The organism is Janthinobacterium sp. PSPC1-1, from assembly GCF_049897625.1.
Classification (GTDB): domain Bacteria; phylum Pseudomonadota; class Gammaproteobacteria; order Burkholderiales; family Burkholderiaceae_D; genus Janthinobacterium; species Janthinobacterium tructae.
In genome coordinates this window covers 347,764-368,766 of sequence record NZ_JAFCWP010000001.1, presented here as the reverse complement: position 1 = coordinate 368,766, position 21,003 = coordinate 347,764, and the positions used below count along the sequence as shown (strand labels likewise).

Annotated in this window: 21 protein-coding genes; 7 read left to right on the top strand and 14 right to left on the bottom strand. The window is 62.9% G+C overall.

The features are described from left to right. Positions 1-10: 10 nt before the first annotated feature. The 8 genes from ACP7EG_RS01635 to ACP7EG_RS01600 all read right to left on the bottom strand — a co-directional run bounded on the left by ACP7EG_RS01635 (position 11) and on the right by ACP7EG_RS01600 (position 10,317). Positions 11-2,500 (bottom strand): FimV/HubP family polar landmark protein, encoded by a 2,490-nt coding sequence (locus tag ACP7EG_RS01635; RefSeq protein ID WP_426086163.1) that lies wholly within the window; start codon positions 2,498-2,500, stop codon positions 11-13. A 261-nt stretch (positions 2,501-2,761) separates the two neighbouring features. Continuing rightward, positions 2,762-3,889 (bottom strand): aspartate-semialdehyde dehydrogenase, encoded by a 1,128-nt coding sequence (gene asd / locus ACP7EG_RS01630; protein ID WP_289945074.1) that lies wholly within the window; start codon positions 3,887-3,889, stop codon positions 2,762-2,764. A gap of 45 nt (positions 3,890-3,934) precedes the next feature. Continuing rightward, positions 3,935-5,005, bottom strand: coding sequence for a 3-isopropylmalate dehydrogenase (gene leuB / locus ACP7EG_RS01625; protein ID WP_096237212.1), 1,071 nt, complete (start codon positions 5,003-5,005; stop codon positions 3,935-3,937). An 11-nt stretch (positions 5,006-5,016) separates the two neighbouring features. After that, a complete protein-coding gene (leuD, locus tag ACP7EG_RS01620) occupies positions 5,017-5,664 on the bottom strand; it encodes a 3-isopropylmalate dehydratase small subunit (RefSeq protein ID WP_426086162.1) in 648 nt (215 codons plus the stop codon). Positions 5,665-5,715: 51 nt separating this feature from the next. Further along, complete coding sequence (locus tag ACP7EG_RS01615) at positions 5,716-5,838, bottom strand: lipoprotein (RefSeq protein ID WP_010400408.1); 123 nt, start codon at positions 5,836-5,838, stop codon at positions 5,716-5,718. 68 nt (positions 5,839-5,906) lie between these two features. Beyond that, positions 5,907-7,310: a 3-isopropylmalate dehydratase large subunit gene (gene leuC / locus ACP7EG_RS01610; protein ID WP_426086161.1), complete on the bottom strand. Its 1,404-nt coding sequence runs from the start codon at positions 7,308-7,310 to the stop codon at positions 5,907-5,909. A gap of 275 nt (positions 7,311-7,585) precedes the next feature. Beyond that, positions 7,586-9,466 carry a chemotaxis protein CheA gene (locus ACP7EG_RS01605; protein WP_426086160.1) on the bottom strand — a complete coding sequence of 627 codons (1,881 nt, stop codon included), beginning with the start codon at positions 9,464-9,466 and terminating at the stop codon, positions 7,586-7,588. After that, positions 9,466-10,317, bottom strand: coding sequence for a protein phosphatase CheZ (locus ACP7EG_RS01600; RefSeq protein ID WP_071076093.1), 852 nt, complete (start codon positions 10,315-10,317; stop codon positions 9,466-9,468). The genes ACP7EG_RS01605 and ACP7EG_RS01600 overlap by 1 nt, the downstream gene beginning before the upstream one ends. Before the next feature lie 466 nt (positions 10,318-10,783). On the opposite strand from ACP7EG_RS01600, the gene ACP7EG_RS01595 reads away from it, so the two are divergent. The 6 genes from ACP7EG_RS01595 to ACP7EG_RS01570 all read left to right on the top strand — a co-directional run bounded on the left by ACP7EG_RS01595 (position 10,784) and on the right by ACP7EG_RS01570 (position 15,332). Then, a complete protein-coding gene (locus ACP7EG_RS01595; RefSeq protein ID WP_071076092.1) occupies positions 10,784-11,251 on the top strand; it encodes a universal stress protein in 468 nt (155 codons plus the stop codon). A gap of 159 nt (positions 11,252-11,410) precedes the next feature. After that, positions 11,411-12,055 carry a response regulator gene (locus ACP7EG_RS01590; RefSeq protein ID WP_034750556.1) on the top strand — a complete coding sequence of 215 codons (645 nt, stop codon included), beginning with the start codon at positions 11,411-11,413 and terminating at the stop codon, positions 12,053-12,055. A gap of 327 nt (positions 12,056-12,382) precedes the next feature. After that, complete coding sequence (locus ACP7EG_RS01585) at positions 12,383-13,189, top strand: Crp/Fnr family transcriptional regulator (RefSeq protein WP_034750901.1); 807 nt, start codon at positions 12,383-12,385, stop codon at positions 13,187-13,189. A 262-nt stretch (positions 13,190-13,451) separates the two neighbouring features. Next, positions 13,452-13,649 (top strand): hemin uptake protein HemP, encoded by a 198-nt coding sequence (gene hemP / locus ACP7EG_RS01580; protein ID WP_034750559.1) that lies wholly within the window; start codon positions 13,452-13,454, stop codon positions 13,647-13,649. A gap of 86 nt (positions 13,650-13,735) precedes the next feature. After that, a complete protein-coding gene (locus ACP7EG_RS01575; RefSeq protein WP_426086158.1) occupies positions 13,736-14,062 on the top strand; it encodes a hypothetical protein in 327 nt (108 codons plus the stop codon). Between the two features lie 40 nt (positions 14,063-14,102). Next, entirely contained in the window at positions 14,103-15,332 is a 1,230-nt protein-coding gene (locus ACP7EG_RS01570; RefSeq protein ID WP_426086157.1) for a DUF2325 domain-containing protein, read from the top strand. A 15-nt stretch (positions 15,333-15,347) separates the two neighbouring features. On the opposite strand, the gene ACP7EG_RS01565 is transcribed toward ACP7EG_RS01570, so the two are convergent. The 5 genes from ACP7EG_RS01565 to ACP7EG_RS01545 are packed head-to-tail and all read right to left on the bottom strand — an operon-like array spanning position 15,348 to position 19,817. Next, positions 15,348-16,712, bottom strand: a complete 1,365-nt coding sequence (locus tag ACP7EG_RS01565; protein ID WP_426086155.1) for a sulfite reductase subunit alpha — start codon at positions 16,710-16,712, stop codon at positions 15,348-15,350. Between the two features lie 13 nt (positions 16,713-16,725). Next, entirely contained in the window at positions 16,726-17,754 is a 1,029-nt protein-coding gene (locus tag ACP7EG_RS01560) for an FAD:protein FMN transferase (RefSeq protein ID WP_426086153.1), read from the bottom strand. Positions 17,755-17,780: 26 nt separating this feature from the next. Then, positions 17,781-18,605, bottom strand: a complete 825-nt coding sequence (locus tag ACP7EG_RS01555) for a DUF4198 domain-containing protein (protein WP_426086152.1) — start codon at positions 18,603-18,605, stop codon at positions 17,781-17,783. Between the two features lie 10 nt (positions 18,606-18,615). Continuing rightward, positions 18,616-19,131, bottom strand: a complete 516-nt coding sequence (locus ACP7EG_RS01550; protein WP_034783417.1) for a DUF2271 domain-containing protein — start codon at positions 19,129-19,131, stop codon at positions 18,616-18,618. A gap of 32 nt (positions 19,132-19,163) precedes the next feature. After that, on the bottom strand, positions 19,164-19,817 hold the full coding sequence (locus ACP7EG_RS01545) for a PepSY-associated TM helix domain-containing protein (RefSeq protein ID WP_426086151.1): 654 nt from the start codon (positions 19,815-19,817) through the stop codon (positions 19,164-19,166). A gap of 263 nt (positions 19,818-20,080) precedes the next feature. On the opposite strand from ACP7EG_RS01545, the gene ACP7EG_RS01540 reads away from it, so the two are divergent. Further along, positions 20,081-20,578, top strand: coding sequence for a pyridoxamine 5'-phosphate oxidase family protein (locus tag ACP7EG_RS01540; protein ID WP_426086150.1), 498 nt, complete (start codon positions 20,081-20,083; stop codon positions 20,576-20,578). Positions 20,579-20,695: 117 nt separating this feature from the next. Here ACP7EG_RS01540 and ACP7EG_RS01535 read toward each other — a convergent pair whose 3' ends face one another. Further along, complete coding sequence (locus ACP7EG_RS01535) at positions 20,696-20,971, bottom strand: hypothetical protein (protein WP_426086149.1); 276 nt, start codon at positions 20,969-20,971, stop codon at positions 20,696-20,698. Positions 20,972-21,003 lie beyond the last annotated feature (32 nt).

Here is a 21,003-nt window from a genome sequence, read left to right as displayed (position 1 = left end):
GCGGGCATTGCTAGCTGAGGAGTGCCTTCATTGTGTTCGCCTTGGCGACCTGCTCTTCGCTGCCGCCTTTGATGACCTCATCGATCAACTCGCGCGCGCCTTCCTTGTCGCCGATTTCCTGGTAAGCGATCGCCAGGTCCAGCTTGGTATCCATTTCCATGTGGATGGCCGACAGCGGGTCGTCCACGCCCACGCTGGCCGTCTTGCCATCGTTGAGGTCCAGGTCGATGCCTGACAGGTCGAATTCTTGCGCGGGCGGTATGGCTTCCGGCAAGGTCGCTGGCGTTTGCGCATCGTCGAACAGGCTGTCGAGGGAAGGCTCGGCCGCCGCCACCGGCGCGGCAGCAGGCGCCACCGGCTCGTCGAGGTCGAAATGGGCCAGGTCGACATCCTTCAACGGGTCGGGCAAAGGCGTCAAACCGGCGCCCACGCCATTCACAGGGCCGGCTGGCGGCTCCAGATCGAGGCCGAAATCCATGCTGGCGTCATACTGCGCATCGTGCGCGGGGGACTGCGGCTTGCTGTCCGGTCCCGGCATGACGATCGGGTCGCTGGTGGAAACGGGCTCGAAATCGAGGCTGTCGAGGTCAAAATCGAGAGGATCGCGCGCATCGCGGGCGCTCACGGAGGACACCGGCTCTGCCGGCGCCAGGTCGGCCGCTGGGGCAGGCAGGTCGTCGGGCAAGTCCATGCTCTGGCCGCGCAAGTCGTCGCCGGCACCCTTGCTCAGGCTGACGACGGCATCGTCTTCCGTATCGCCATACAGGGGGTTGGTGGGATCGAGCGCCAGGCCCAGCGCGGCCGCCTGCGGCCACTCCTCGCCCTGGCCCCGCGTCAGGCTGTACAGCTCGCTGGCCTGGTCTTCAAACGCGCGTACGTCGTTGCGGGCCGAATAGATTTCCAGCAACTTCAAACGGGCCGCATGGCGCTCGGGGTGGATGCGCAAGGCTTCCTTGAGGATATCTTCCGCCTGGCCATCGCGGCCGTAGGCAATATACACGTCCGCTTCGGCGACGGGGTCCGTTTCATTCGCATCGAGCATGCTGGCGCCCGCCGCCGCGGCCACGCCGGCAGCGGCGGCACCCGTGCCGAACAGGTGGTTGCTCGCTTCGGACTGCTGGTCTTCCGGCGCCAGGCCCGATGGCGGCGTCACCGGCGCTTCCGGTTCAAGCACGGGAGCCACGTTCTCTGGCACAGGCGGCACGTCCTTGCGGCGACGCGCGACCACCAGCGCAGCCACGGCGGCCAGCAGCGCGGCGATGCCGATGCCGATGCCGATGGCGCCCAGGTGATCATTGATCTTGTCGGTGATGGTCGGTTCCAGCGGCGATGTTTTTTTCACCAGCGGCACCGGTTTCGCCTTGGGTACGGGCGGCTGCGCTTCGGCCGGCGCGCTGGCGATGGCGCTGGCGCTGGCCGGTGAGTTTGCCGATGCGCTGGCAGCGGCCTCGGCCGGTTTGGCGGGTGCCGGGGCGCTCTTGTCGGCCATGGCCTTGCTCTTGACCGCCATCAATTTTTCCAGGTCGCTGACGTTCTTTTCCAGCTCCTTGACACGCGCGGCCGCTTCATCGACCTGCTTCGCCTTGGCGATCTTGTCTTCCTCGCTGGCGACGGCGCTCTTGCCGGCCGACTTGGCCGCCGGCTGCGCCTTCGACAGTTTCAGCTTGTCTTGCGACTCACTCACGGCCGTCGGCTTTTCCTGGACCTTGGTCGCGCCGATCTTGCCAGCCGTGCTTTGCGTCGGCTGCGCCGCCTTGGCCGGCTTGCTTTGCGATACCTGCCCCGCCAGCTTGTTGCGGTAGGCTTCGAAATCGATGGCGTGCGCCGTCACGACGCCCTTCGCTTCGGCCGCGTCGGTGGCGCGCACGGCGTCCGCGCCCGGCACGGCCAGGATGCGCCCGGCCTGCATGCGGTTCATGTTCTCGCCCCTGAAGGCATCGGGATTGGCGCGGTACAGGGCGACGAGCATCATGTCGAGCGAAACGCCCGATGGTTTCAGTTCGCTGGCGATGCGGCTCAGGGTGTCGCCCGCCTTGACCTTGTATTCGCCCGCCGGCTTCTTGCGTGACTCTTGCGCCGCCGTCGGCTCCACATTGCGCCCGGCCCGGCCCGGTTCGGCCGGGGCCGTCACTTGCGCGCCGCGCGTCTGGCGCGCTTCGGGTGTGTCGAGCACGAATGCATATTCGCGTACCTGGCGTCCGCTCTTGCTGCTCAGTTCCAGCAGCAAATCCACCATGGGTTCAGCCACCGCTTGCGCCGAGCTGATGCGGATGAAGGACTTGCCGTTGCGGCTTTCCACGGCAAACGTCAGCGCATTCAGGGCCGGATTGAATTCCACGTTGGCCTGGCGGTAGGCATCCGGCGGCGCCAGCTTGGCCAGCAGGCTGCTTGCCTCGCCTGGCTTGACGGCCGATAATTCGACCTCGGCGCGCAGCGGCTGACCGGCGGCGGATAGCACCGTGATCTTGCCCAGCTCGGCTGCGGATACCGCCGGTGACAACAACACCGCACAGGCGACAGCGCTGCTGAGTGTTTTAATGGCAAGGGAGGCGACCCGGGGACGAGTATGTACAGGCATAGTTGGCGGCATCTTAGTTGACATGGGAAAACTGTTACTTTTCCAGAGGTATCAACATATCATCATGCCCAGAGCTATGCAAGCTCCGCATGGTTGAGCCTTGACGGGCTCAGGACGAAAAAAAAGCCGGGAAAACAGCCCCGGCTTGATCTGCAGCAGCAATTGATTGCTGATTGATTGCTGTTACGCGTCCAGCAAAATACGCAGCATGCGGCGCAGCGGCTCGGCCGCGCCCCACAGCAATTGATCGCCCACGGTGAAGGCGGACAGGTATTCGCCGCCCATGCTCATCTTGCGCACGCGGCCCACAGGAATCGTCAGGCTGCCCGTGACGGCTGCCGGCGACAGGTCGCGCACGGACGCTTCGCGCGTGTTTGGCACCAGCTTGACCCATTGATTGTTGCTGGCGATGATGTCGTTGATTTCATCGAGCGGCACGTCTTTTTTCAGCTTGATGGTCAGCGCTTGCGAATGGCAGCGCATGGCGCCGATGCGCACGCACAGGCCGTCCACAGGGATTTCCCTGGTGCCGAAATCGATGCCGCGACCGAGGATCTTGTTCGTTTCCGCGCCGGCTTTCCACTCTTCCTTCGACTGGCCGTTGCCCAGGTCCTTGTCGATCCACGGGATCAGGTTGCCGGCCAGCGGCGCACCGAATTGCTTGATTTCATCCGGGGAATAGCCGTGCTGGGTGGCCAGCACCTGACGGTCGATTTCCAGGATGGCGGAAGCGGGGTTCTCCAGCAGCGCCTTGACGGAGCTGTTGATGGTGCCAAACTGCGTCAGCAGTTCGCGCATGTGCTGCGCGCCGCCGCCCGATGCCGCCTGGTAGGTCATCGACGTCATCCAGTCGATCAGGTCGTGCTGGAACAGGCCGCCCAGGCCCATCATCATGCAGGAAACGGTGCAATTGCCGCCGATGTAATTCTTGACGCCTTTGCCCAGCGCATCCTTGATGACGTGCAGGTTGACGGGATCGAGCACGATGACGGCGTCTTTTTCCATGCGCAAGGTCGATGCCGCATCGATCCAGTAGCCATTCCAGCCCGCTGCCCGCAGCTGCGGGAAGACGGCGCTCGTGTAGTCGCCGCCCTGGCAGGAAATGATGATGTCGCACTTGGACAGTTCGGCGATGTTGTTGGCATCCTTGAGGATGGTTTCATTCTTCGCCATGGCCGGCGCCGCGCCGCCCGTGTTCGAGGTGGTGAAAAACACCGGTTCGATATGGGCGAAATCGCCCTCTTCCTGCATGCGCTGCATCAGGACCGAACCGACCATACCGCGCCAACCTACCAAGCCAACTAATTTCATTACCATTCCTCAAGATGAGACGGCGACTGCCGTCATTAGACTATTTTATCCCAGCGCTTTTACAACTGCATCACCCATCGCCTCGGTACCCACCAAGGTGGTGCCCGCTTCATGGATGTCGGCCGTGCGCAGCCCCTGCGCCAGCACTTTTTTCACGGCCGCCTCGATGCGGTCTGCCTGCTCTTCGCGGTGCAGCGAATAGCGCAGCATCATGGCGGCCGACAAAATCGTCGCCAGCGGATTGGCGATGCCCTTGCCCGCGATATCGGGTGCCGAGCCGTGCGACGGCTCGTACAAACCCTTGTTGTTGGCGTCGAGCGAAGCGGACGGCAGCATGCCGATCGAGCCCGTCAGCATGGCGGCCGCGTCCGACAAGATGTCGCCGAACATGTTACCCGTCACCATGACGTCGAATTTCTTCGGCGCCCGCACCAGCTGCATGGCCGCGTTATCGACATACATATGATCGAGCGCCACATCCGGGTATTCCTTGTGCACGTCGATGACGATGTCTTTCCAGAACTGGAAGGTTTCCAGCACGTTCGCCTTGTCCACGCTGGTCAAACGCTTGTCGCGCTTTTGCGCCGCCTGGAAGGCCACGTGGGCGATGCGGCGGATTTCGCCTTCCGCATAGCGCATGGTGTCAAAACCTTCGCGCTGGCCCTTGAACGGACCGTCCGGGCACTCGCGCACGCCGCGCGGCTGGCCGAAATAAATATCGCCCGTCAATTCGCGGATGATCAGGATATCGAGGCCGGAGACCACTTCCGGCTTCAGGGTCGAGGCGCCCGCCAGTTCCGGGTACAAAATGGCCGGACGCAGGTTGGCGAACAGGCCCAGGTTCTTGCGCAAGCCCAGAATCGCCTGCTCCGGGCGGAACTGGCGCTCCAGATTATCGTATTGGTAGTCGCCCACGGCGCCGAACAGCACGGCATCGGCCGCTTTCGCCAGCGCCAGGGTGGCTTCCGGCAGCGGGTGGCCATGGGCCGCATAGCCGGCGCCGCCTACGGGCGCCGTTTCCAGCTCGAACGATTCGCCCAGCACGTTCAACACCTTGACGGCTTGCGCGACGATTTCAGGACCGATGCCGTCGCCGGGTAAGATTGCAATTTTCATATTTTTATCGATTAGATGACGTTGGCCAGCCAAGGCTGATTGTTCAAATGACGCTCTTCGAAGGCGCGGATATCGTCCGCATGGCGCAGAGTCAGGCCGATATCATCGAGGCCATTCATCAGGCAATATTTGCGGAAGGCATCGATCTCGAACGGGTATGAGACGGAACCATTGCTGGTGCGCACGCACTGCTGCTCCAGGTCCACCACCAGCTTGTAGCCGGGGAAGGCCTTGACTTCATTGAACAGGTGCTCGACCTGGCTTTCCGACAGCACGATGGGCAGCAAGCCGTTCTTGTAGCAGTTGTTGAAGAAGATGTCGGCAAACGAGGGCGCGATGATGGCGCGGAAGCCATACTGATCCAGCGCCCACGGCGCGTGCTCGCGCGAGGAGCCGCAGCCAAAGTTCTTGCGCGTCAGCAAGATGGAAGCGCCCTGGTAGCGCGCCTCGTTGAGCACGAACTCGGGGTTCAGCGGGCGGCGGCTGTTGTCCTGGCCCGGTTCGCCATGGTCGAGATAGCGCCATTCGTCGAACAGGTTGGGGCCGAAACCGCTGCGGTGGATCGATTTCAGGAATTGCTTCGGGATAATCGCGTCGGTGTCGACGTTGGCGCGGTCCAGCGGGGCGACCAGGCCTTCGTAAATCGTAAATTTATCCATGCTGTCTCTACTCGGTAGGACGAGCGGCGCTATGCGCCGGCACGTCACGGTTTATTTTCCGCCGGCGCCAGTGACGACCTGGCCGACTTTCTGCACATCGCGGCCGATGCCGGAGACGGTGTTGCAGCCGGACAAGATGACGGTGGCGATGAGGAGGGCGAAGAGTTTTTTCATGATGATTTCTTGATAGTAAGTAAGGGACCGGAAACGCTAGTGTACGCCAGCGGCGCCAGTCCCAGCCCTCATCGCAAAGCCCGCACGTCGACAAAGTGGCCGGCGATACCCGCCGCCGCCGCCATCGCGGGCGACACCAGATGGGTACGGCCGCCCTGCCCTTGCCGGCCTTCGAAGTTGCGGTTCGAGGTCGAGGCGCAGCGCTCGCCCGGTTCCAGACGGTCCGCATTCATGGCCAGGCACATCGAGCAGCCCGGCTCGCGCCACTCGAAACCGGCATCCTTGAAGATGCGATCCAGGCCTTCGCGCTCGGCCTGGTCCTTGACGAGACCGGAACCGGGCACCACCAGTGCCAGGGTGACGTTCGAAGCGCGGTACTTGCCGCGCACCACGGCAGCGGCCGCGCGCAAGTCTTCGATGCGCGAATTGGTGCAGGAACCGATGAAGACCTTGTCGATGCGGATGTCTTCGATGGCGGTATTCGGTTTCAGGGCCATGTAGACCAGCGCCTTTTCCATCGCATCGCGCTTGACGCTGTCTTTTTCCTGGTCAGGATCGGGCACGCGGCCATCGATACCGACCACCATCTCGGGCGATGTGCCCCAGGTCACTTGCGGCACGATGTCTTGCGCGTTGAGGGTGACGACCAGGTCGAAGCGGGCGCCCGGGTCCGAATGCAGGGTGCGCCAATAGGCCACGGCGCGTTCCCAGTGCGGACCGGCCGGCGAAAACGGACGGCCCTTGACGTAATTGATGGTGGTGTCGTCCACGCCGATGATGCCGGCGCGCGCGCCCGCCTCGATGGCCATGTTGCACACCGTCATGCGGCCTTCCATCGACAAGGCGCGGATGGCCGCGCCGCCGAACTCGATACAGTAGCCGGTGCCGCCGGCCGTGCCGATCTTGCCGATGATGGCCAGCACGATATCCTTGGCCGTCACGCCGACCGGCAAGGCGCCGTCGACTTGCACCAGCATGGATTTGGATTTCTTTTGCAGCAAGGTTTGCGTGGCCAGCACGTGCTCCACTTCCGACGTGCCGATGCCGTGCGCCAGCGCGCCGAAGGCGCCGTGCGTGGACGTGTGCGAATCGCCGCACACGACCGTCATGCCAGGCAGGGTAGCGCCCTGTTCAGGGCCGATCACGTGCACGATACCCTGGCGCTTGTCGTTCATGTTGAAGTAGGTCAAGCCGTAGTGCTTGGCGTTCTTGTCCAGCGTTTCCACCTGCAGGCGCGAGACCGGATCGGCAATGCCGTCGATGCGGCTGGTGGTGGGCACGTTATGGTCGGCCACGGCCAGGTTGGCGGAAATGCGCCACGGCTGGCGGCCCGCCACGCTGAGCCCATCGAAGGCTTGCGGGCTGGTGACTTCGTGCAGCAGGTGCCGGTCGATGTACAAAATTGTCGTGCCATCATCTTCGGCCCGAACAACGTGGGATTCCCAGAGTTTGTCGTAAAGCGTCTTCATCATGATTTATGCAGCGTTGCCACAGCCTGTTTAAGTGATCTGTCGTACTGATCGAAGGGATCGGCAATGATTATGCCATATATTGTGCAATGCAGAAGCAAAAGCCGCCCCAGCGTGGGATGGACGATACAAAATTCGGCCTTCCTTGCGGATATGGTTAAAAAATTGCTGATGCGAAAATCCGCCAAAATGCCGGCGGGGTGAATAAAAATCGAAAAAATCGAAAAAAAAGCCCGCTGCAGAGGTCTGCAGCGGGCTTGGTATGCTTACCGGTGTTTCTAGGCAGCCATGCGCACACTTCCCCTGCAACCATCCATCAGGAACGATAGGCCCACGACCAGCACCAGCTCGCCCTCGGCCGAGCGGGCGGTACCGGTAATGCCTTCCACGGTGATGGCCGTCATCGGCTTGATCACCAGGTCGGCCGTACCATCGACGGCTGCCACGGCGAGAATGTACGGCTGTGGCGCAGCGACAACAATGCCCACGCGCTCGCTGCACGCTTCGTAACCCAGGGCGCCGGCCAGTGAACGCACGGGCAACGGACGGCCCTGGTCTTTCAGCACGGGCGCGCCGCCCACTTCCATGAAGGTTTCCGGCAATTCGACGACGCGCTGCACCACCGCCATCGGCAGCGCCAGCGCGGCGCCCGAGGTGGACACCAGCATGGTCGGCACGATGGACAGCTCAATCGGCAGGCGGATGGCAAACTTGGTGCCCTTGCCCAGCGTCGACTCGATGTGGATGGCGCCGCGATTTTTCTCCACGGCCGTCTTGACCACGTCCATGCCCACGCCGCGTCCGGAGACGCTGGAAGCGACTTCCTTGGTCGAGAAGCCCGGCAGGAACACCAACTGGAAGCATTCGTCGTTGCTCAATTGCGCGTTTTCGCTGATCAAGCCCTTTTGCTGGGCCTTGCTGCGCAGGAAGGCCGGGTCCATGCCCTTGCCATCATCCTGCAGCACGATCATGACACTGTTCGCTTCCTGCCAGGCCTTCAGTGAAATATACGATTTGGCGGGCTTGCCGGCGGCCAGGCGCGCTTCCGGCGATTCGACGCCATGGTCGAGCGAATTGCGCAGCATGTGCACCAGCGGATCGTACAGGCTGTCGACCACCACGCGGTCGACTTCCGTCTCCGCGCCTTCGATGGTCAGCTCAACATCCTTGCCCAGGTCTTTCGCCAGTTCGCGCACCAGGCGCGGGAACTTTTGGAACAGGCGGCCCACGGGCTGCATGCGCGTGGCCAGCGTGGCCCGCTGCAGTTCCGTCGAGTAGCGCGACGCGCGTTCCAGGGTTTCCGCCAGGGTCGCCATCAGGGTGGCGGCCTGGCCTTCGAATTTGAATTGCAGCAAGCGTTCGAGCAGCACGGCAGCCTGGTTGGCAGCCTGCACCGACTCGCCGGCCACTTCCAGCAGCGCGTCGAGCTTGACGGCGTCGACGCGGATACTGTCTTCCTTGACGGGCGCGGCATGGCGCACTTCCGGACGCTCGTCGCGGCGTTCCGCGCCATCCCAGGCCTTGGCGGCCGGCTTGGCAGCGGCTGCAGCGGCGGGCGCGGCGGCCACGGCGGCAGGCACAGCGGCGACGGCGGAGGCCGCTGCGGCAGCGATCTGGCTGCCCGCCGGCACGACGGCGTTATACATGCCTTCCCAGTCCAGGCCATCGGCGCTGGCGCTGGAAACAGCGGCGGCTGGCGCCGCCACGACCACCTCGGCAACCACCACGGCGACTTCCGCCACCACGGGGGCGGCCGGCGCGTGTGCGTCCATGCCCTTGCCTTCGATGGCGTTCGTCAGAATGTGTTCCAGCTCTTCCGGCATGGCCGGCAAGCTTTCCGGCGCGGCACCGTTGGCCAGTTCCGTCAGCTGGTCGGCGACGAAGCCGGACGCTTGCAGCGCCGCCTCGATGGCGATCGGGGTCACCGGCGCGGCGCCCGTGCGCAGTGCGTCGAACAGGTTTTCCGTCAGATGGCAGGCCGCCACCAGTGCGGGCAGGCCCATGAAGCCGGCGCCACCCTTGATGGTGTGGAAGGAACGAAACACGGCATTCAGTGTTTCCTTGTTGTCAGGATCACGCTCGAGGCGCAATAAGTGCTCTTCAACATTAACCGCAAGATCCATCGCCTCAACGACGAAATCCTTGAGCATATCGTCCATTAGAATCCCAAATCCGCAAGAAGGTCGTCTACATTATCCTGGTCCAGCGCCACCGACGGCACAGACGGGCCCTGCATCAGCGGCACCGGCTTTTGCGCCAGTTTTTCGCGCACTTCGGCCGGCGCGTTGTCGCGCAGCAGCTGGGCAAGCTCGTGCTCCACCGTCTTGGTGATGTTGACCACTTTTTTGATCAGCTGGCCCGTGATGTCCTGGAAGTCCTGCGCCATCATGATTTCCAGCAAGCGCGCTTTTTCCGCTTCCGTTGCCTCGGCAACGGCTTGCGCGAACTGGCGCGAATCGCCGGCCAGGGCCTTGAACTCTTCCAGGCTCAGCTTGCCATCGAACAGCGCCGTCCAGCGGCTGTCCATGTCCTTGGCTTTCTTCGACAGCACATCTTGCGCCGGCATGCCTTCGTCGAGCGTATTCAGGACCTTGTTGGCGGCCTGTTCCGTCAGGGTGGCGACATATTCCAGGCGGTCCTGCGCGTCGACGATCTGCGACGACGCTTCCGTCAACGCCTTGTCGTAGCCCAGTTCGCGCAGCGAATCGTGGAGCAGGCGCACGATGCCGCCCAGGCGTTCGAACATCGGCTTGTCGGACTGGTCGACAGGATCGGCCGCTTCGCCGGGCACGCCTGCGGCAGCTGCGGGCGGCGCTTCCGGCGCGGCGGCGACTGGCGCGGCGGCTGGCGGCACGGCGGCGCTGGCCGACACGGAGTCGAACAGCGCGTCAAAATCGTCGTCCGCGATCACGGCTGCGGGCGCTGCGGCAGGCGCGGGCTTGGGAGCGGCCGCACTTTGCGCAGATACTTCATCGAATAATGCATCGAAATCATCAGCGGCGTTGGTCATATCCCTGCTTCTCCATAATTTGTCAAAATTCCGCCTGAACTGTGCGTTTTACAGACTGATACCCACAATTTCTCGATTAAGATGATTTGAGGCAATACCGCTGCGATGGTGCGAGTGTAGCAGGGCGCCGCCCTGTTGGTAAATCTCAAAACGCGCTTCCTGGTGTAAAGCTGGCCCACAAGAGCTTTTCCGTGAGGAAATAAGTGTTCCTGCTGTTGTATTTTGAAATACTACCATTGGCATGGGTGCAAGAGCACGCGGCGCACAAGAAATCCTGCTTGCGGGCGCCTGCGCAACAGTGTCCATGGCCATCGTTGCGGCTAAAACACGATCTTTCTGCCAATGTTGTCTATACTAAAGGTGCAATAGTATTGATAATTATCAAGTCTTTACATGAATACCATGCTGCTGCCACGCCTACAATAAGGGGCGTTGCACGCGCTGAGTCACCGCCAAAGGACCTGCCATGTATAAGAAAATTCTGATCGCCACGGACGGCTCCACCGTCTCCAACCTGACGGCCTGTGCCGGCGTTGCCTTTGCCGAACAGATGCAAGCTGACATCCTTGCCGTGTACGTGGCGCCCGAGTACCAGTACCCGGTGTACATCGAAATCATTCCACCCAGCTATCCAAGCGAAGAGGAGTACCGCATCGCCATGCGCAAGGCGGGCGCCGACCACTGGCAGCCCATCCTCGACGCGGCCGCCAAGCGGGGCCTGGAAGCGACGGGCCTGACGGCCTTTTCCGACAGCCCGGCCCTGAAGATCGTGGAAGTGGCGCAATTGCAGCACTGCGACCTGATCTTCATGGGCTCGCATGGCCGCAGCGGCTGGGGGCAATTGCTGCTGGGCAGCGTGACCAACAAGGTGCTGTCGCACTCGAAATTGCCCGTGCTTGTGCATAGGCTGATCAAGGAACCCCCTTCGAAATAAGGGGTCACATGGCCACACAGGCCGCCGCAGCTCATATATCGGGTAAAAGGCAACACTGCGGCCTTTTCAGTTAAAATGACAATGTTTCTCGTTTCTTAACACCTGGCCGGCCGCCACGAAACGGCCAGGACACCTTACACGCTTCCAGATTGCGCGCCTATGATACGTATTGTGATTGCCGACGACCACACCATCATGCGGGAAGGATTGAAACGCATCCTTGACGGCGCGCCGGACATCGACATCGTGGGCGAAGCCATCGACGGCTTTGAGGTACTCAACCACGTGCGCCAGGGCGGCTTCGACCTGTTGCTGCTCGACCTGTCGATGCCGGGCCGCAGCGGCGTCGACCTGATCCGGCAAATCCGCAGCGAAGCGCCCAAGCTGGCCATCCTGATCCTCACCATGCACGAGGAAGAGCAATATGCGGTGCGCGCCATCCGCGCCGGCGCGCAAGGCTATCTGACCAAGGAAAGCGCGGGCACCCAGCTGGTGGGCGCGATCCACAAGGTGGCGTCGGGCCGTCCCTACATCAGCGCAGAGGTGGCAGAGCAGCTCGTGCTCAACATCATGATGCCGAATGAAAGCTTGCTGCACAAACAGCTGTCGGACCGCGAGTTCGAAGTCTTTTCCCTGCTGGTGGCAGGCAAGTCGATCACGGAAATCGCCAACAATCTGCACCTGAGCGTGAAAACCGTGAGTACGCACAAGACGCGCATCATGCAAAAGATGGGCATGAGTTCGCTGTCGGAAATGGTGCAATATGCCGTGGCACACCGCCTGCTATCCCCCTTCAAGACCTAAGCTATCCACGCGCGCGCCCGTAGGAACAATCCTACATCAACTGCCACAGCTCCTACTGCCATATTCAGCCACTGCTGATATTAATTGCATACGGTTGTTGGCATACTGAAACCAGTCATCAAGTTGCTGGGAAGTTATTTCATCACACAGCAAGTCTTCAGCGCATTGAGATTTACCCGCCTGGACGCGCGCCGCCCCTTCCTTGCCCGCCGCCCTGTGCACCTTGTCATTCAACTCTGAACTACCTGTCACCAGGAGATGAACATGCTGTCCACGCAAACGCCTGAAACCCGCGCTGCCGCGCCATCGCTGCCCCCCTCCTCTCCGATGGAAGCGGGGCGCCAGCGCCAGGGGCGGCTATGGTCGAACCTGAAGGAGGTGTGCGACCTGCTGCATATCTCCAGCGCCTGCACCATCGCCGCCGATGAACTGCTGTTCCAGCACGTGCAATTCAAGACGGGCCAGCGCGTGCACACCATCGGCCAGCCCTTCGACACCCTGTACATCGTCAATTCGGGCTTTCTGAAAACCGTGCTCATCGACGAATTCGGCAATGAGCAGGTACTCAGCTTTCCCATGAAGGGCGACATGCTGGGCGTCGACGGCATCCACTCGCGCCATTACTCCTCGGAAGCGGTGGCCCTGTCCGACTGCGACCTGATCCTGCTGCCATTCAAGAAGCTGACGGCGCTGGGCCGCGTGCACCTGGAACTGGAAAATGTCATGTACGGCGTGATGAGCCGCGAACTGGTGCGCGAGCAAGCCATGATCGGCATGCTCGGTGCCCTCAGCGCCGAAGCCCGCGTGGCGCGCTTCCTCGTCTCGCTGGCCGACCGCTTCGCGCAGATGGGCTACTCGAGCAAGCTGTTCAACCTGCGCATGACGCGCCATGAAATCGGCAGCTACCTGGGCCTGACCCTGGAAACGGTCAGCCGCACCCTGTCCGCCTTCAATGAAATCGGCCTGATCTCGGTCGACCAGCGCACCATCGGCATCAAGGACCCGGATGCCCTGAAAACCCTGCGCCGCCTGCCGCCCTCGCGCTCGCGCGCCAAGCAACTGGCCGCCGCCAAGCTCAAGGCCGACACCACGGCGGCCGCCACCGCCTCGGCGCAATTGCTGGCCACGATTTAACGCCAGCCGATTAACGCCACCCGATTCCTTCAAGCTTGGCACAGGCTTGACCCGGCCAAGGCACACCACCTTGCCGGGTCTTTTTTCTGCTGTCCGCCCCATCTCCCGCCCGCTGGCGCCACCGCGTGCCACGCCTACGGCACTCCCCTCCCCGGCAGTCAAAAAAAGCCTGCATCCGGCACAAATAAGCCTTGCTTTTCGGGCCACATTCAACAATAATGCAAATACGAATCATTCTCAACTGAGACAAAGAAAGCCCAACATGCAAAGCTCAAAACCAGCCTTGATCCAGGATGCCGCTACTGCCCACGTCCGTCCTCCCGTCAGCATGGCCCAGCCGGCGCGCCGCATCACCAGCGAAGCGCTGCTGCAGCAGGGCCGCGAAGTGGAGATTGAACACAGCGGCAAGATATATCGCCTGCGCGTCACCCAATTGAACAAGCTGATCCTGACTGCCTGAAGCAGCACGGCAGTCAGTCACCACACTCGCCAGCCAGTCGCGCCCCGTGCGTGCAGCCAGCCAAACCACCCGCACAGGAGTGTTTGATGGCGAACGACCGACCTTTCCCGATGTTTCCTTCCCCGCAAGGCCAGCAGCCTGAATTGCTGCTGTCGGCCGTGCTGCACCTGATGTCGCACTACCATGCGGGCAGTCCCTGCGAGAAACTGGCCGGTGTCATCGAACGCCATCTGCAAGTGCTGTCCAGTTCGCCCGGACTGGGTCCCGTGTTGCAAGCGACCTGCCAGCAACTGTCGCAGCAATGGGCCACGCTGGTGGCGCTGCACCGGCCTGCGCCGCCGAAGACCACCTTGCTGGATCGCCTGGTACGCCTGCTGAGCGCCAAGCGCCCTGCCTCGCCCCTGCCGCAATAATTTCTATTCAACACCTCCCACCGCCTAACAGGATATCGCCATGTGTGACAAAGACCAGTCCCTGCCCGTCATCAGCAATTGTTCCAGCGGCGAGGCCGAAACGGCCGCGCTCGCTTCGCGCCGCCGCCGGCTGTGGGAACTGTCGCACACCTGCCATTGTCCGCTGGTGGGCGTGGGCTTGCCATTGGGATACCTGCGCAAGCTGGTGGGCAAGATGACGGGCGGACGCGTGCTGGCCGACGACTACGAAGTGCATGTGGGCGCCGTGACGGAATGCGGGGTGCGCAACCGCCTGTCCGAAGCCCTGCAAAAGGAACTCGAACGCCGCTACGCTCCCGTCATCCTGCGCTTTCGCGGCGCCAAGACCACGCAACAAGTGGCCGAACTGTGGCGCACGGCCGTCGCCAACGGCGACGTGTCGGGTGCCTTCTGGGCCGGCCTGACGCATCCGCGCTGCGACGCCGAGCTGGAAGAGCAGATGTGCCGCGATTTGCACATGATTCAGCACCAGGCCGGCGCCTGCGTGCGGGCCGACATGGGAAAATTTACCGCCTTGCAGGAAGAAAATGCGCGCCTGACGCACGAACTGGCCAAGCTGCAACAACGCAGCCAGGCCATGCTGATGGAAAAAACGGGCGAACTGGAACGCCAGGAAGCCGTGCTGCTGCGCACGCGGGCTGAATCGATCGGTAAGGATAGCGTCATCGATGGCTTGCGCTTTGATCTGGCGCAATTGCAGGCCGCCATCCCGGCGCTGGAATCGCGCACGCGCCTGGTCGAACGCCTGGCGCAAATGGATGAGCGCGAGAAAGAATTACGCCAGCAAATCGCGGAATTGAAGCAGGCCCAGCCACGCCCGGCCGCCGCCGTGCCGCCACCGGCACCGAAGCTGGAAGTGCCGACGGGCGGCAAGCTGAAAATGCCGATCCGCCTGGTCGATCAAAGCGTCTTGTGCGTGGGTGGCCGCAGCGGCAATGTCGCCACCTACCGCGCCCTGATCGAGCGGGTCGGCGCGCAGTTCGCCCACCATGACGGCGGCCTGGAAGACAATGCCAACCTGCTCGATTCGAGCCTGGCGGCGGCCGACCTGGTGATTTGCCAGACGGGCTGCATCAGCCACAGCGCCTACTGGCGCGTGAAGGATTATTGCAAGCGCACGGGCAAGCGCTGCGTCTTCATCGACAACCCCAGCATTTCCAGCCTGGCACGCGGCTTGCAGGAAGTGAGCGGCGAGATGGAAACGACGCCGCTGACCGCGATCCAGCCGTAAGCAGCCCCTTCTGTATTAATACACGTCCCGCCGGTAGCGCCCTTCGGCTGCCAGCGCGTCGAGCGCGGGCCGGCCCAGGATTTCCTGCAGGGCTTGGTCGACGCCGCCCGCCATGCCGGCCAGGCTGCCGCAAATGTAGATGGCCGCGCCCTGCTGCAGCCACAATGTGATTTCATCGGCATTGCCGCGCAGCCGGTCTTGCACGTAGGTGCGCTCGGCCTGGTCGCGCGAAAACGCCAGGTCCAGGCGCGGCAAGTCACCGCTGGCATGCCAGCCTTCAATCTCTTCGCGATAATGGAAATCGTGGGCCGCGTTGCGCTCGCCAAAGATCAGCCAGTTGCGCCGCTGACCCGCCAGCACGCGGCTTTTCAAATGCCCGCGCAAGCCGGCGATGCCGCTGCCGTTGCCAATCAGAATTAATGGCCGCTGGGCATTGTCTTCCAAACGAAAACGTTTGTGCTGGCGCAGGCGCAATTGCAGCACCTCGCCCACTTGCGCTTGCGCCGTGAGCCAGCCCGAGGCCAGGCCCAGGCTGCCGTCGGGATGCGCATGCTGGCGCACCAGCAAATGTACGCTACCATCATGCGGGATCGAGGCGATCGAATATTCGCGCGGTTGCGATGGGTCGGCTGGCGCGGCCACTTGCACCAGGTCGCCCGACTGCCAATCCGGCAAGCTGCCTGCCACGGGCGCCAGTTCCACATGATAGATGGCGCCACCCGCGCTGCCCGGATTGAGCAACTGCCGCTGCATCAATTTCCAGTCGCCGAAGGCGGGGCCGCTCCAGTCCGGCGCGTCGCTGGTGCCGGCCAGGTGGCTCAGGTGCTGGAACCATTGTTCGATGGCGGCGCTGGCGCTACGGTCGACCTCGATGCGTTGAAACAGGCGCGAGGCGCCCTGCGTGGCCAGCCAGGCATCGAGCGCGCGGCCGAAGCCGCAAAACTGGCCATAGCTGCGGTCGCCCAGGGCCAGCACGGCGTAATGCAATTGCGGCAGCGCCAGTTCGCCCGTCATCAGGCGGCCCATGAAGGCGGCCGCATTGTCGGGCGCATCGCCTTCGCCATACGTGCTGACCAGGAACAAGGCCCGTTCCGCTTGTTGCAGATCAAGGGCCGTGAGTTCGGCCAGCGCGCACAGGCGCACGGGGATGCCGGCCAGTTGCAGGCTCTGCGCCGTTTGCGTGGCCAGTTCCTCGGCATTGCCCGTCTGGCTCGCATACGTCACCAGCCAGGCGGGATTGTTGGCCAGCGCCGCCCTGGCGGCAGCGGACGCGCGGCGCTTGGCGCGCGCGCGCAGCCAGGGCGCCAGGCATACGCCCGCGTAGCTGAGGGACAAGGTGGCCAGCAAGGCCAGCCGCGTCGTATCGTGCGTAAAAATCATGGGAAATAACTGTTCATTCGTCGAGCATGGCCAGCATGTGGCTGCTCAACGTTTCGTGGTAGCCATCGCCGTCGCGCTGCAGGAAGCGCGCGGCCAGGCCCTGCTCTTCGGCCAGCGCCATGCCAGCGTCTGGTCCCAGCACCGTCAGGGCCGTCGACCAGGCGTCGGCCGCCATGCATTGCTCGTGCACGACGGTGACGGAAGCGAGTTGATTGGCGATCGGCATGCCGCTGCGCGGATCGATCGTATGGGAAAAACGCACCGTGCCATCCTGAAAAAAACGCCGGTAGTCGCCCGAGGTCGCCACGGACAAGCCGTGCAGCGCCAGCAGCATTTCTGCCGGATGCTCTGCGGCATCGGCGCCATCGACCTGTTCCAGCATGACCCACCACGGCTGGCCGTCGGGCTTGCTGCCGGCGCCGCGCAGCTCGCCGCCCACTTCGACCAGGTAATGGCCGATGCCCTGGCTGTCCAGGTAGCGGGCCAGGCGGTCCACGCCATAGCCCTTCGCCACGGCCGACAAATCGAGTTGCAAGCCACCGGGCTGGCGCGCGCGGCGGGCCGGCAAGTCCAGCTCCAGCCGGCGGCGCTGGCGCTGCGACAGCAGCAGCGCCAGCGTATCGTCTTTCGGCGGCAGGAAGCCCGGTTCATCGTAGCGATTGCGGGGACCGAAGCCCCACAGGTTGACGAGCGCCCCCGCGCACGGGTCGTACGCGCCACCGGACGCCTGCGATACGTGCATGGCAAAGCCCAGCACCTCGCAAAAGGCGGCGGGCAGGCTGTGCCAACTACCCGGCCCGGCCCGGTTGAAACGGCCCAGGTCGGACGCGTCGCTCCAGTGGCTCATTTGCGCCACGACCAGGTCCAGCTGTTGCTGCAAGCCCTGCTGCAGGTCGGCGCTGCCGGCGCGTCCCGGCATGGCGGATTCGACCAGGCGCACCGACCAGCTGGTGCCCATCGTCAGGCCGTGCAAGTCCCGGATCGCGGCGCCGGGCGGCACGACCTGATCGGAAATATGCTGCGGCAGCAGGACCCGGCGCATCGGCGAGCTCGTGAAGAGGCCGCCGCTTACTGCGGCAGCACTTCCACGGTGGCCGCGTACGTCATGCGGCGCTCGGGCATGGCTGGCGGCTGACCGGCCACGGCCGGTGTGGCCGCTGGCCAAGTGCTGCTCAGGTAATACATGCCTGCCCCTGGTACCGTAAACGTGATCTCGCCCTTGGCATCGGTGCTCTGGCGGATTTCACCCAGCACGCCACGGTAGCGCACGCCGCCTGGCACCAGGCTGAAGGCCTGGTTCGCCGCCGGCTTGCCGTCGACCAGGAAACGCCAGGTGGCTTTTTCGCCCGCGCGCAAGTCGTTCGGGTGCGTCACGGGCACGAATTCCAGGCCTACGCCCGTCGGCTTGAACACTTCCGTGCTGGTTTCGCCATTGCTGAAGAAAGTTTCCAGGCGGCTGGCCGTGCGCGTGATTTTCACGTCTTGCGCATCGGCCGGCATGTCTTTCTTGAAGGTTTCCTCGTTGCCACGGAAACGCTTCTGCTCGCCATTTTGCTTGTAGCTGGCCATCACGTTTTGCGACACGATGGCCGCCTTGTACGTGCCCGGCTTTTCCATCTTCACATCAAACACGCTGCGCAAGCGGCCCGTGACGGTGTTCGCCGGCGCCACTTTCGCGCCATCCGGACCGATCACTTGCAGCGCGTCCAGGCGCAGCGGCTGGTGGTCGATCTCGAACAGGCCATCGGAGACGGCCGCGTCCACCGTCACCCAGGCGTCCTTGCTTTCCACCATAGTGCTCGATGGCACCATCCAGCCCCGGTGGGCGTGGGCGTTCATAGCCAGGCCGGCCAAGGCCAGGGCGATCAGGGGCTTATTGAGTTGCTTGAACATGATGTGCGCCTTATGGTTTGAGTTGGACGACGACATTGCCGAGTTCTTCCTTGCCTTTGGCAGGAACGGACTGGGCCGATTTCAGCGGCCACTGGAACGGCACGCGCACCAGTTCGCGTCCACCCGCTTCGCGCGCCGCTTCCACCACCACCTGGTATTCGCCGGCCGGCAGCTTGTCGAGCAAGGCCTTGGCACCGGGGAACGTCAGCGTATGTTCGCCCGGCGCACGCGTGGCGCCGCTGACGCCGTCGACGGGCATGGCCAGGTCGCGGCCGCTCTTGCGCCACCATTGACGCATGTCCTTCAGCCATTTCTCGCCTGCCTTGTCCTTCTTTTTCACGTCATACAGCACCGTCAGGTTGCCGACCACCTTTTGATCGGCCGTTTCCAGCCACGCCGCCACGTAGGGACGGTGGTATTCCGCCACGTTCAATTGCGGGATTTCAATCTTGAGGGCCAGGTCGGCCGCCATCGCCGAAGTGCCGATCAGGGGAAGGCCAAGCGCCAGGGAGTAGCGTAATTTCATGGTGTGCCTGTAAAAAGAAAAAATAAAAACGATCAGTGGATAAACAGCAAGGCGATCGCGCAAGGTATCAAGATACCGAGGCCAACCATCGGCCAGGTAAATGGCCGGTTGGCCGCGTGGAACTTCAAAATCAATAGCCCCGTCAGGCAAAACACGATGCAGGCGCCGGCAAAAATGTCGATGAACCAGCTCCAGGCCACGCCCGTGTTGCGGCCCTTGTGGACATCGTTGAGCCAGGATACCCAGCCCCGGTCCGTCAATTCGTATTCGGCGGCGCCGTCTTCCAGGCCGATGCGCACCCAGGCGTCACCACCCGCCTTCGGCAGCGGCAGGTAGATTTCGTCGACGCTCCATTCGGCGGGACGGCCACCCGCATTGAGCGACCATTGCTGCTTGAGCCAGGTCTCGGCGGCGGCCGGCATGGGCGCGTTGGCGCCATCGTGCTGGGCGGCATACGCGGCCAGTTGCGTGACCAAAGGGGCTGGCAACGTCGCCTTCTGGCGTGTGATAGCCGGCTTGGCCTCGATCTGGCCAGCGTGGTTCAGGGTGATGCCGGTGATAGCGAACAGAAACATGCCCAGCAGGCAAAGCGCCGAGCTGATCCAGTGCCATTGATGCAAGTTCTTCAGCCAGACGGCGCGGCTGGCGTTGTTCTTGGCCTTGTCTGCGGCGCCCGCATTACCCATAGCTCGCTCCCGGCAAGGAGCGGGCCAGGTGGCGCGACAAGTCAGTGTGCTTCATTCCCATCCTTCAATCAAAGTGCATGCTGATATTTTCAAACAAATGATAATGATTATCATTTATTAAGTCAATACATGGGGCACCCCGCCGGACCAGCGTTTTGTAACAGCTTTGAAACAAAGCTCCGCTGCTACGTAAGCTGCCGTACAGAGCAGCATGCAGCAAGCGCCTATGCTTGTTGTTCAGGACAACCAACAAGGGAGTACCCATGCAAGCTTATTCCAGCGAACAACTGGCCAGCATCGCGGCCAGGATCAAGGACGTCAAATTCGGCATGCTGACCACCAGCGACGACATGCGCACTCTCACCAGCCGGCCCCTGACGCAGCAGCAGGTCGACAAGGAAGGGCAGATCTGGTTCTTTGTCTCGGACGAGGCCGCCTACACGCGCGACTTGCTGAACAATCCGCAAGTCAACGTCAGCTTCGTCGACACGGGCGACAGCCTGTATGTGTCCGTCTGCGGCCATGCGCAGTTGCTGAAGGACCGCGCCAAGGCGGAGGAATTGTGGAATCCGCTGCTGAAAGCCTGGTTCCCGGGCGGACTCGACGATCCGAAACTGTCGCTGATCAAGGTGACGATCCAGTCGGCCGAGTATTGGGATAGCAGCGCCAGCAAAATGATGCAATTCTATGCAATGGCCAAGGCGGCCATCACGGGCGAGGCGCCGAAAGACCTGGGCGAACACGGCCGGGTTGAGCTGTAGCGCTGTAGCAGAGCCGTCCTGATGTAACCGCGCGCGGGCAGGCATGGCCAGCCGGCGTGCGCGAACACGCCTGACGGCTGCCCCTGCAGGGATGATCAGACAGCCAAGAAGGGCAGCTCAGACCCCCGTACTGCCCGTGGTGTCGGGTGCATCGTCAGCGCTCTGCCGGCTCTGGCCGGCGGAACCAGACTGATGATGGGGCAAGCGGTCGGCGCGCCGTACTTCGCCGATGGAAAACAGATCGTCGCCAATATCGAGGCCCTGCTCGCTATCGACCAGCACAAAGTTCTCGGCCGAATCGGCCGTACTTTGCTTGTTGCCCAGCGTGGATGGCATGGACGGCGTGCCGCCCTGGCTATTGCCGGGCTGCGGCGTAGTGGAGTTACCCATCATCTTCCCCCTGATCGTGAGTGCGAGTCGATTGC

Bases quoted from the DNA above. Each gene is read 5' to 3' on its own strand.
- asd (WP_289945074.1), bottom strand. From the start codon at position 3,889: ATGAAATTAGTTGGCTTGGTAGGTTGGCGCGGTATGGTCGGTTCGGTC.
- leuB (WP_096237212.1), bottom strand. From the start codon at position 5,005: ATGAAAATTGCAATCTTACCCGGCGACGGCATCGGTCCTGAAATCGTC.
- leuD (WP_426086162.1), bottom strand. From the start codon at position 5,664: ATGGATAAATTTACGATTTACGAAGGCCTGGTCGCCCCGCTGGACCGC.
- ACP7EG_RS01615 (WP_010400408.1), bottom strand. From the start codon at position 5,838: ATGAAAAAACTCTTCGCCCTCCTCATCGCCACCGTCATCTTGTCCGGC.
- leuC (WP_426086161.1), bottom strand. From the start codon at position 7,310: ATGATGAAGACGCTTTACGACAAACTCTGGGAATCCCACGTTGTTCGG.
- ACP7EG_RS01605 (WP_426086160.1), bottom strand. From the start codon at position 9,466: ATGGACGATATGCTCAAGGATTTCGTCGTTGAGGCGATGGATCTTGCG.
- ACP7EG_RS01600 (WP_071076093.1), bottom strand. From the start codon at position 10,317: ATGACCAACGCCGCTGATGATTTCGATGCATTATTCGATGAAGTATCT.
- ACP7EG_RS01595 (WP_071076092.1), top strand. From the start codon at position 10,784: ATGTATAAGAAAATTCTGATCGCCACGGACGGCTCCACCGTCTCCAAC.
- ACP7EG_RS01590 (WP_034750556.1), top strand. From the start codon at position 11,411: ATGATACGTATTGTGATTGCCGACGACCACACCATCATGCGGGAAGGA.
- ACP7EG_RS01585 (WP_034750901.1), top strand. From the start codon at position 12,383: ATGGAAGCGGGGCGCCAGCGCCAGGGGCGGCTATGGTCGAACCTGAAG.
- hemP (WP_034750559.1), top strand. From the start codon at position 13,452: ATGCAAAGCTCAAAACCAGCCTTGATCCAGGATGCCGCTACTGCCCAC.
- ACP7EG_RS01575 (WP_426086158.1), top strand. From the start codon at position 13,736: ATGGCGAACGACCGACCTTTCCCGATGTTTCCTTCCCCGCAAGGCCAG.
- ACP7EG_RS01570 (WP_426086157.1), top strand. From the start codon at position 14,103: ATGTGTGACAAAGACCAGTCCCTGCCCGTCATCAGCAATTGTTCCAGC.
- ACP7EG_RS01565 (WP_426086155.1), bottom strand. From the start codon at position 16,712: ATGATTTTTACGCACGATACGACGCGGCTGGCCTTGCTGGCCACCTTG.
- ACP7EG_RS01560 (WP_426086153.1), bottom strand. From the start codon at position 17,754: ATGCGCCGGGTCCTGCTGCCGCAGCATATTTCCGATCAGGTCGTGCCG.
- ACP7EG_RS01555 (WP_426086152.1), bottom strand. From the start codon at position 18,605: ATGTTCAAGCAACTCAATAAGCCCCTGATCGCCCTGGCCTTGGCCGGC.
- ACP7EG_RS01550 (WP_034783417.1), bottom strand. From the start codon at position 19,131: ATGAAATTACGCTACTCCCTGGCGCTTGGCCTTCCCCTGATCGGCACT.
- ACP7EG_RS01545 (WP_426086151.1), bottom strand. From the start codon at position 19,817: ATGGGTAATGCGGGCGCCGCAGACAAGGCCAAGAACAACGCCAGCCGC.
- ACP7EG_RS01540 (WP_426086150.1), top strand. From the start codon at position 20,081: ATGCAAGCTTATTCCAGCGAACAACTGGCCAGCATCGCGGCCAGGATC.
- ACP7EG_RS01535 (WP_426086149.1), bottom strand. From the start codon at position 20,971: ATGATGGGTAACTCCACTACGCCGCAGCCCGGCAATAGCCAGGGCGGC.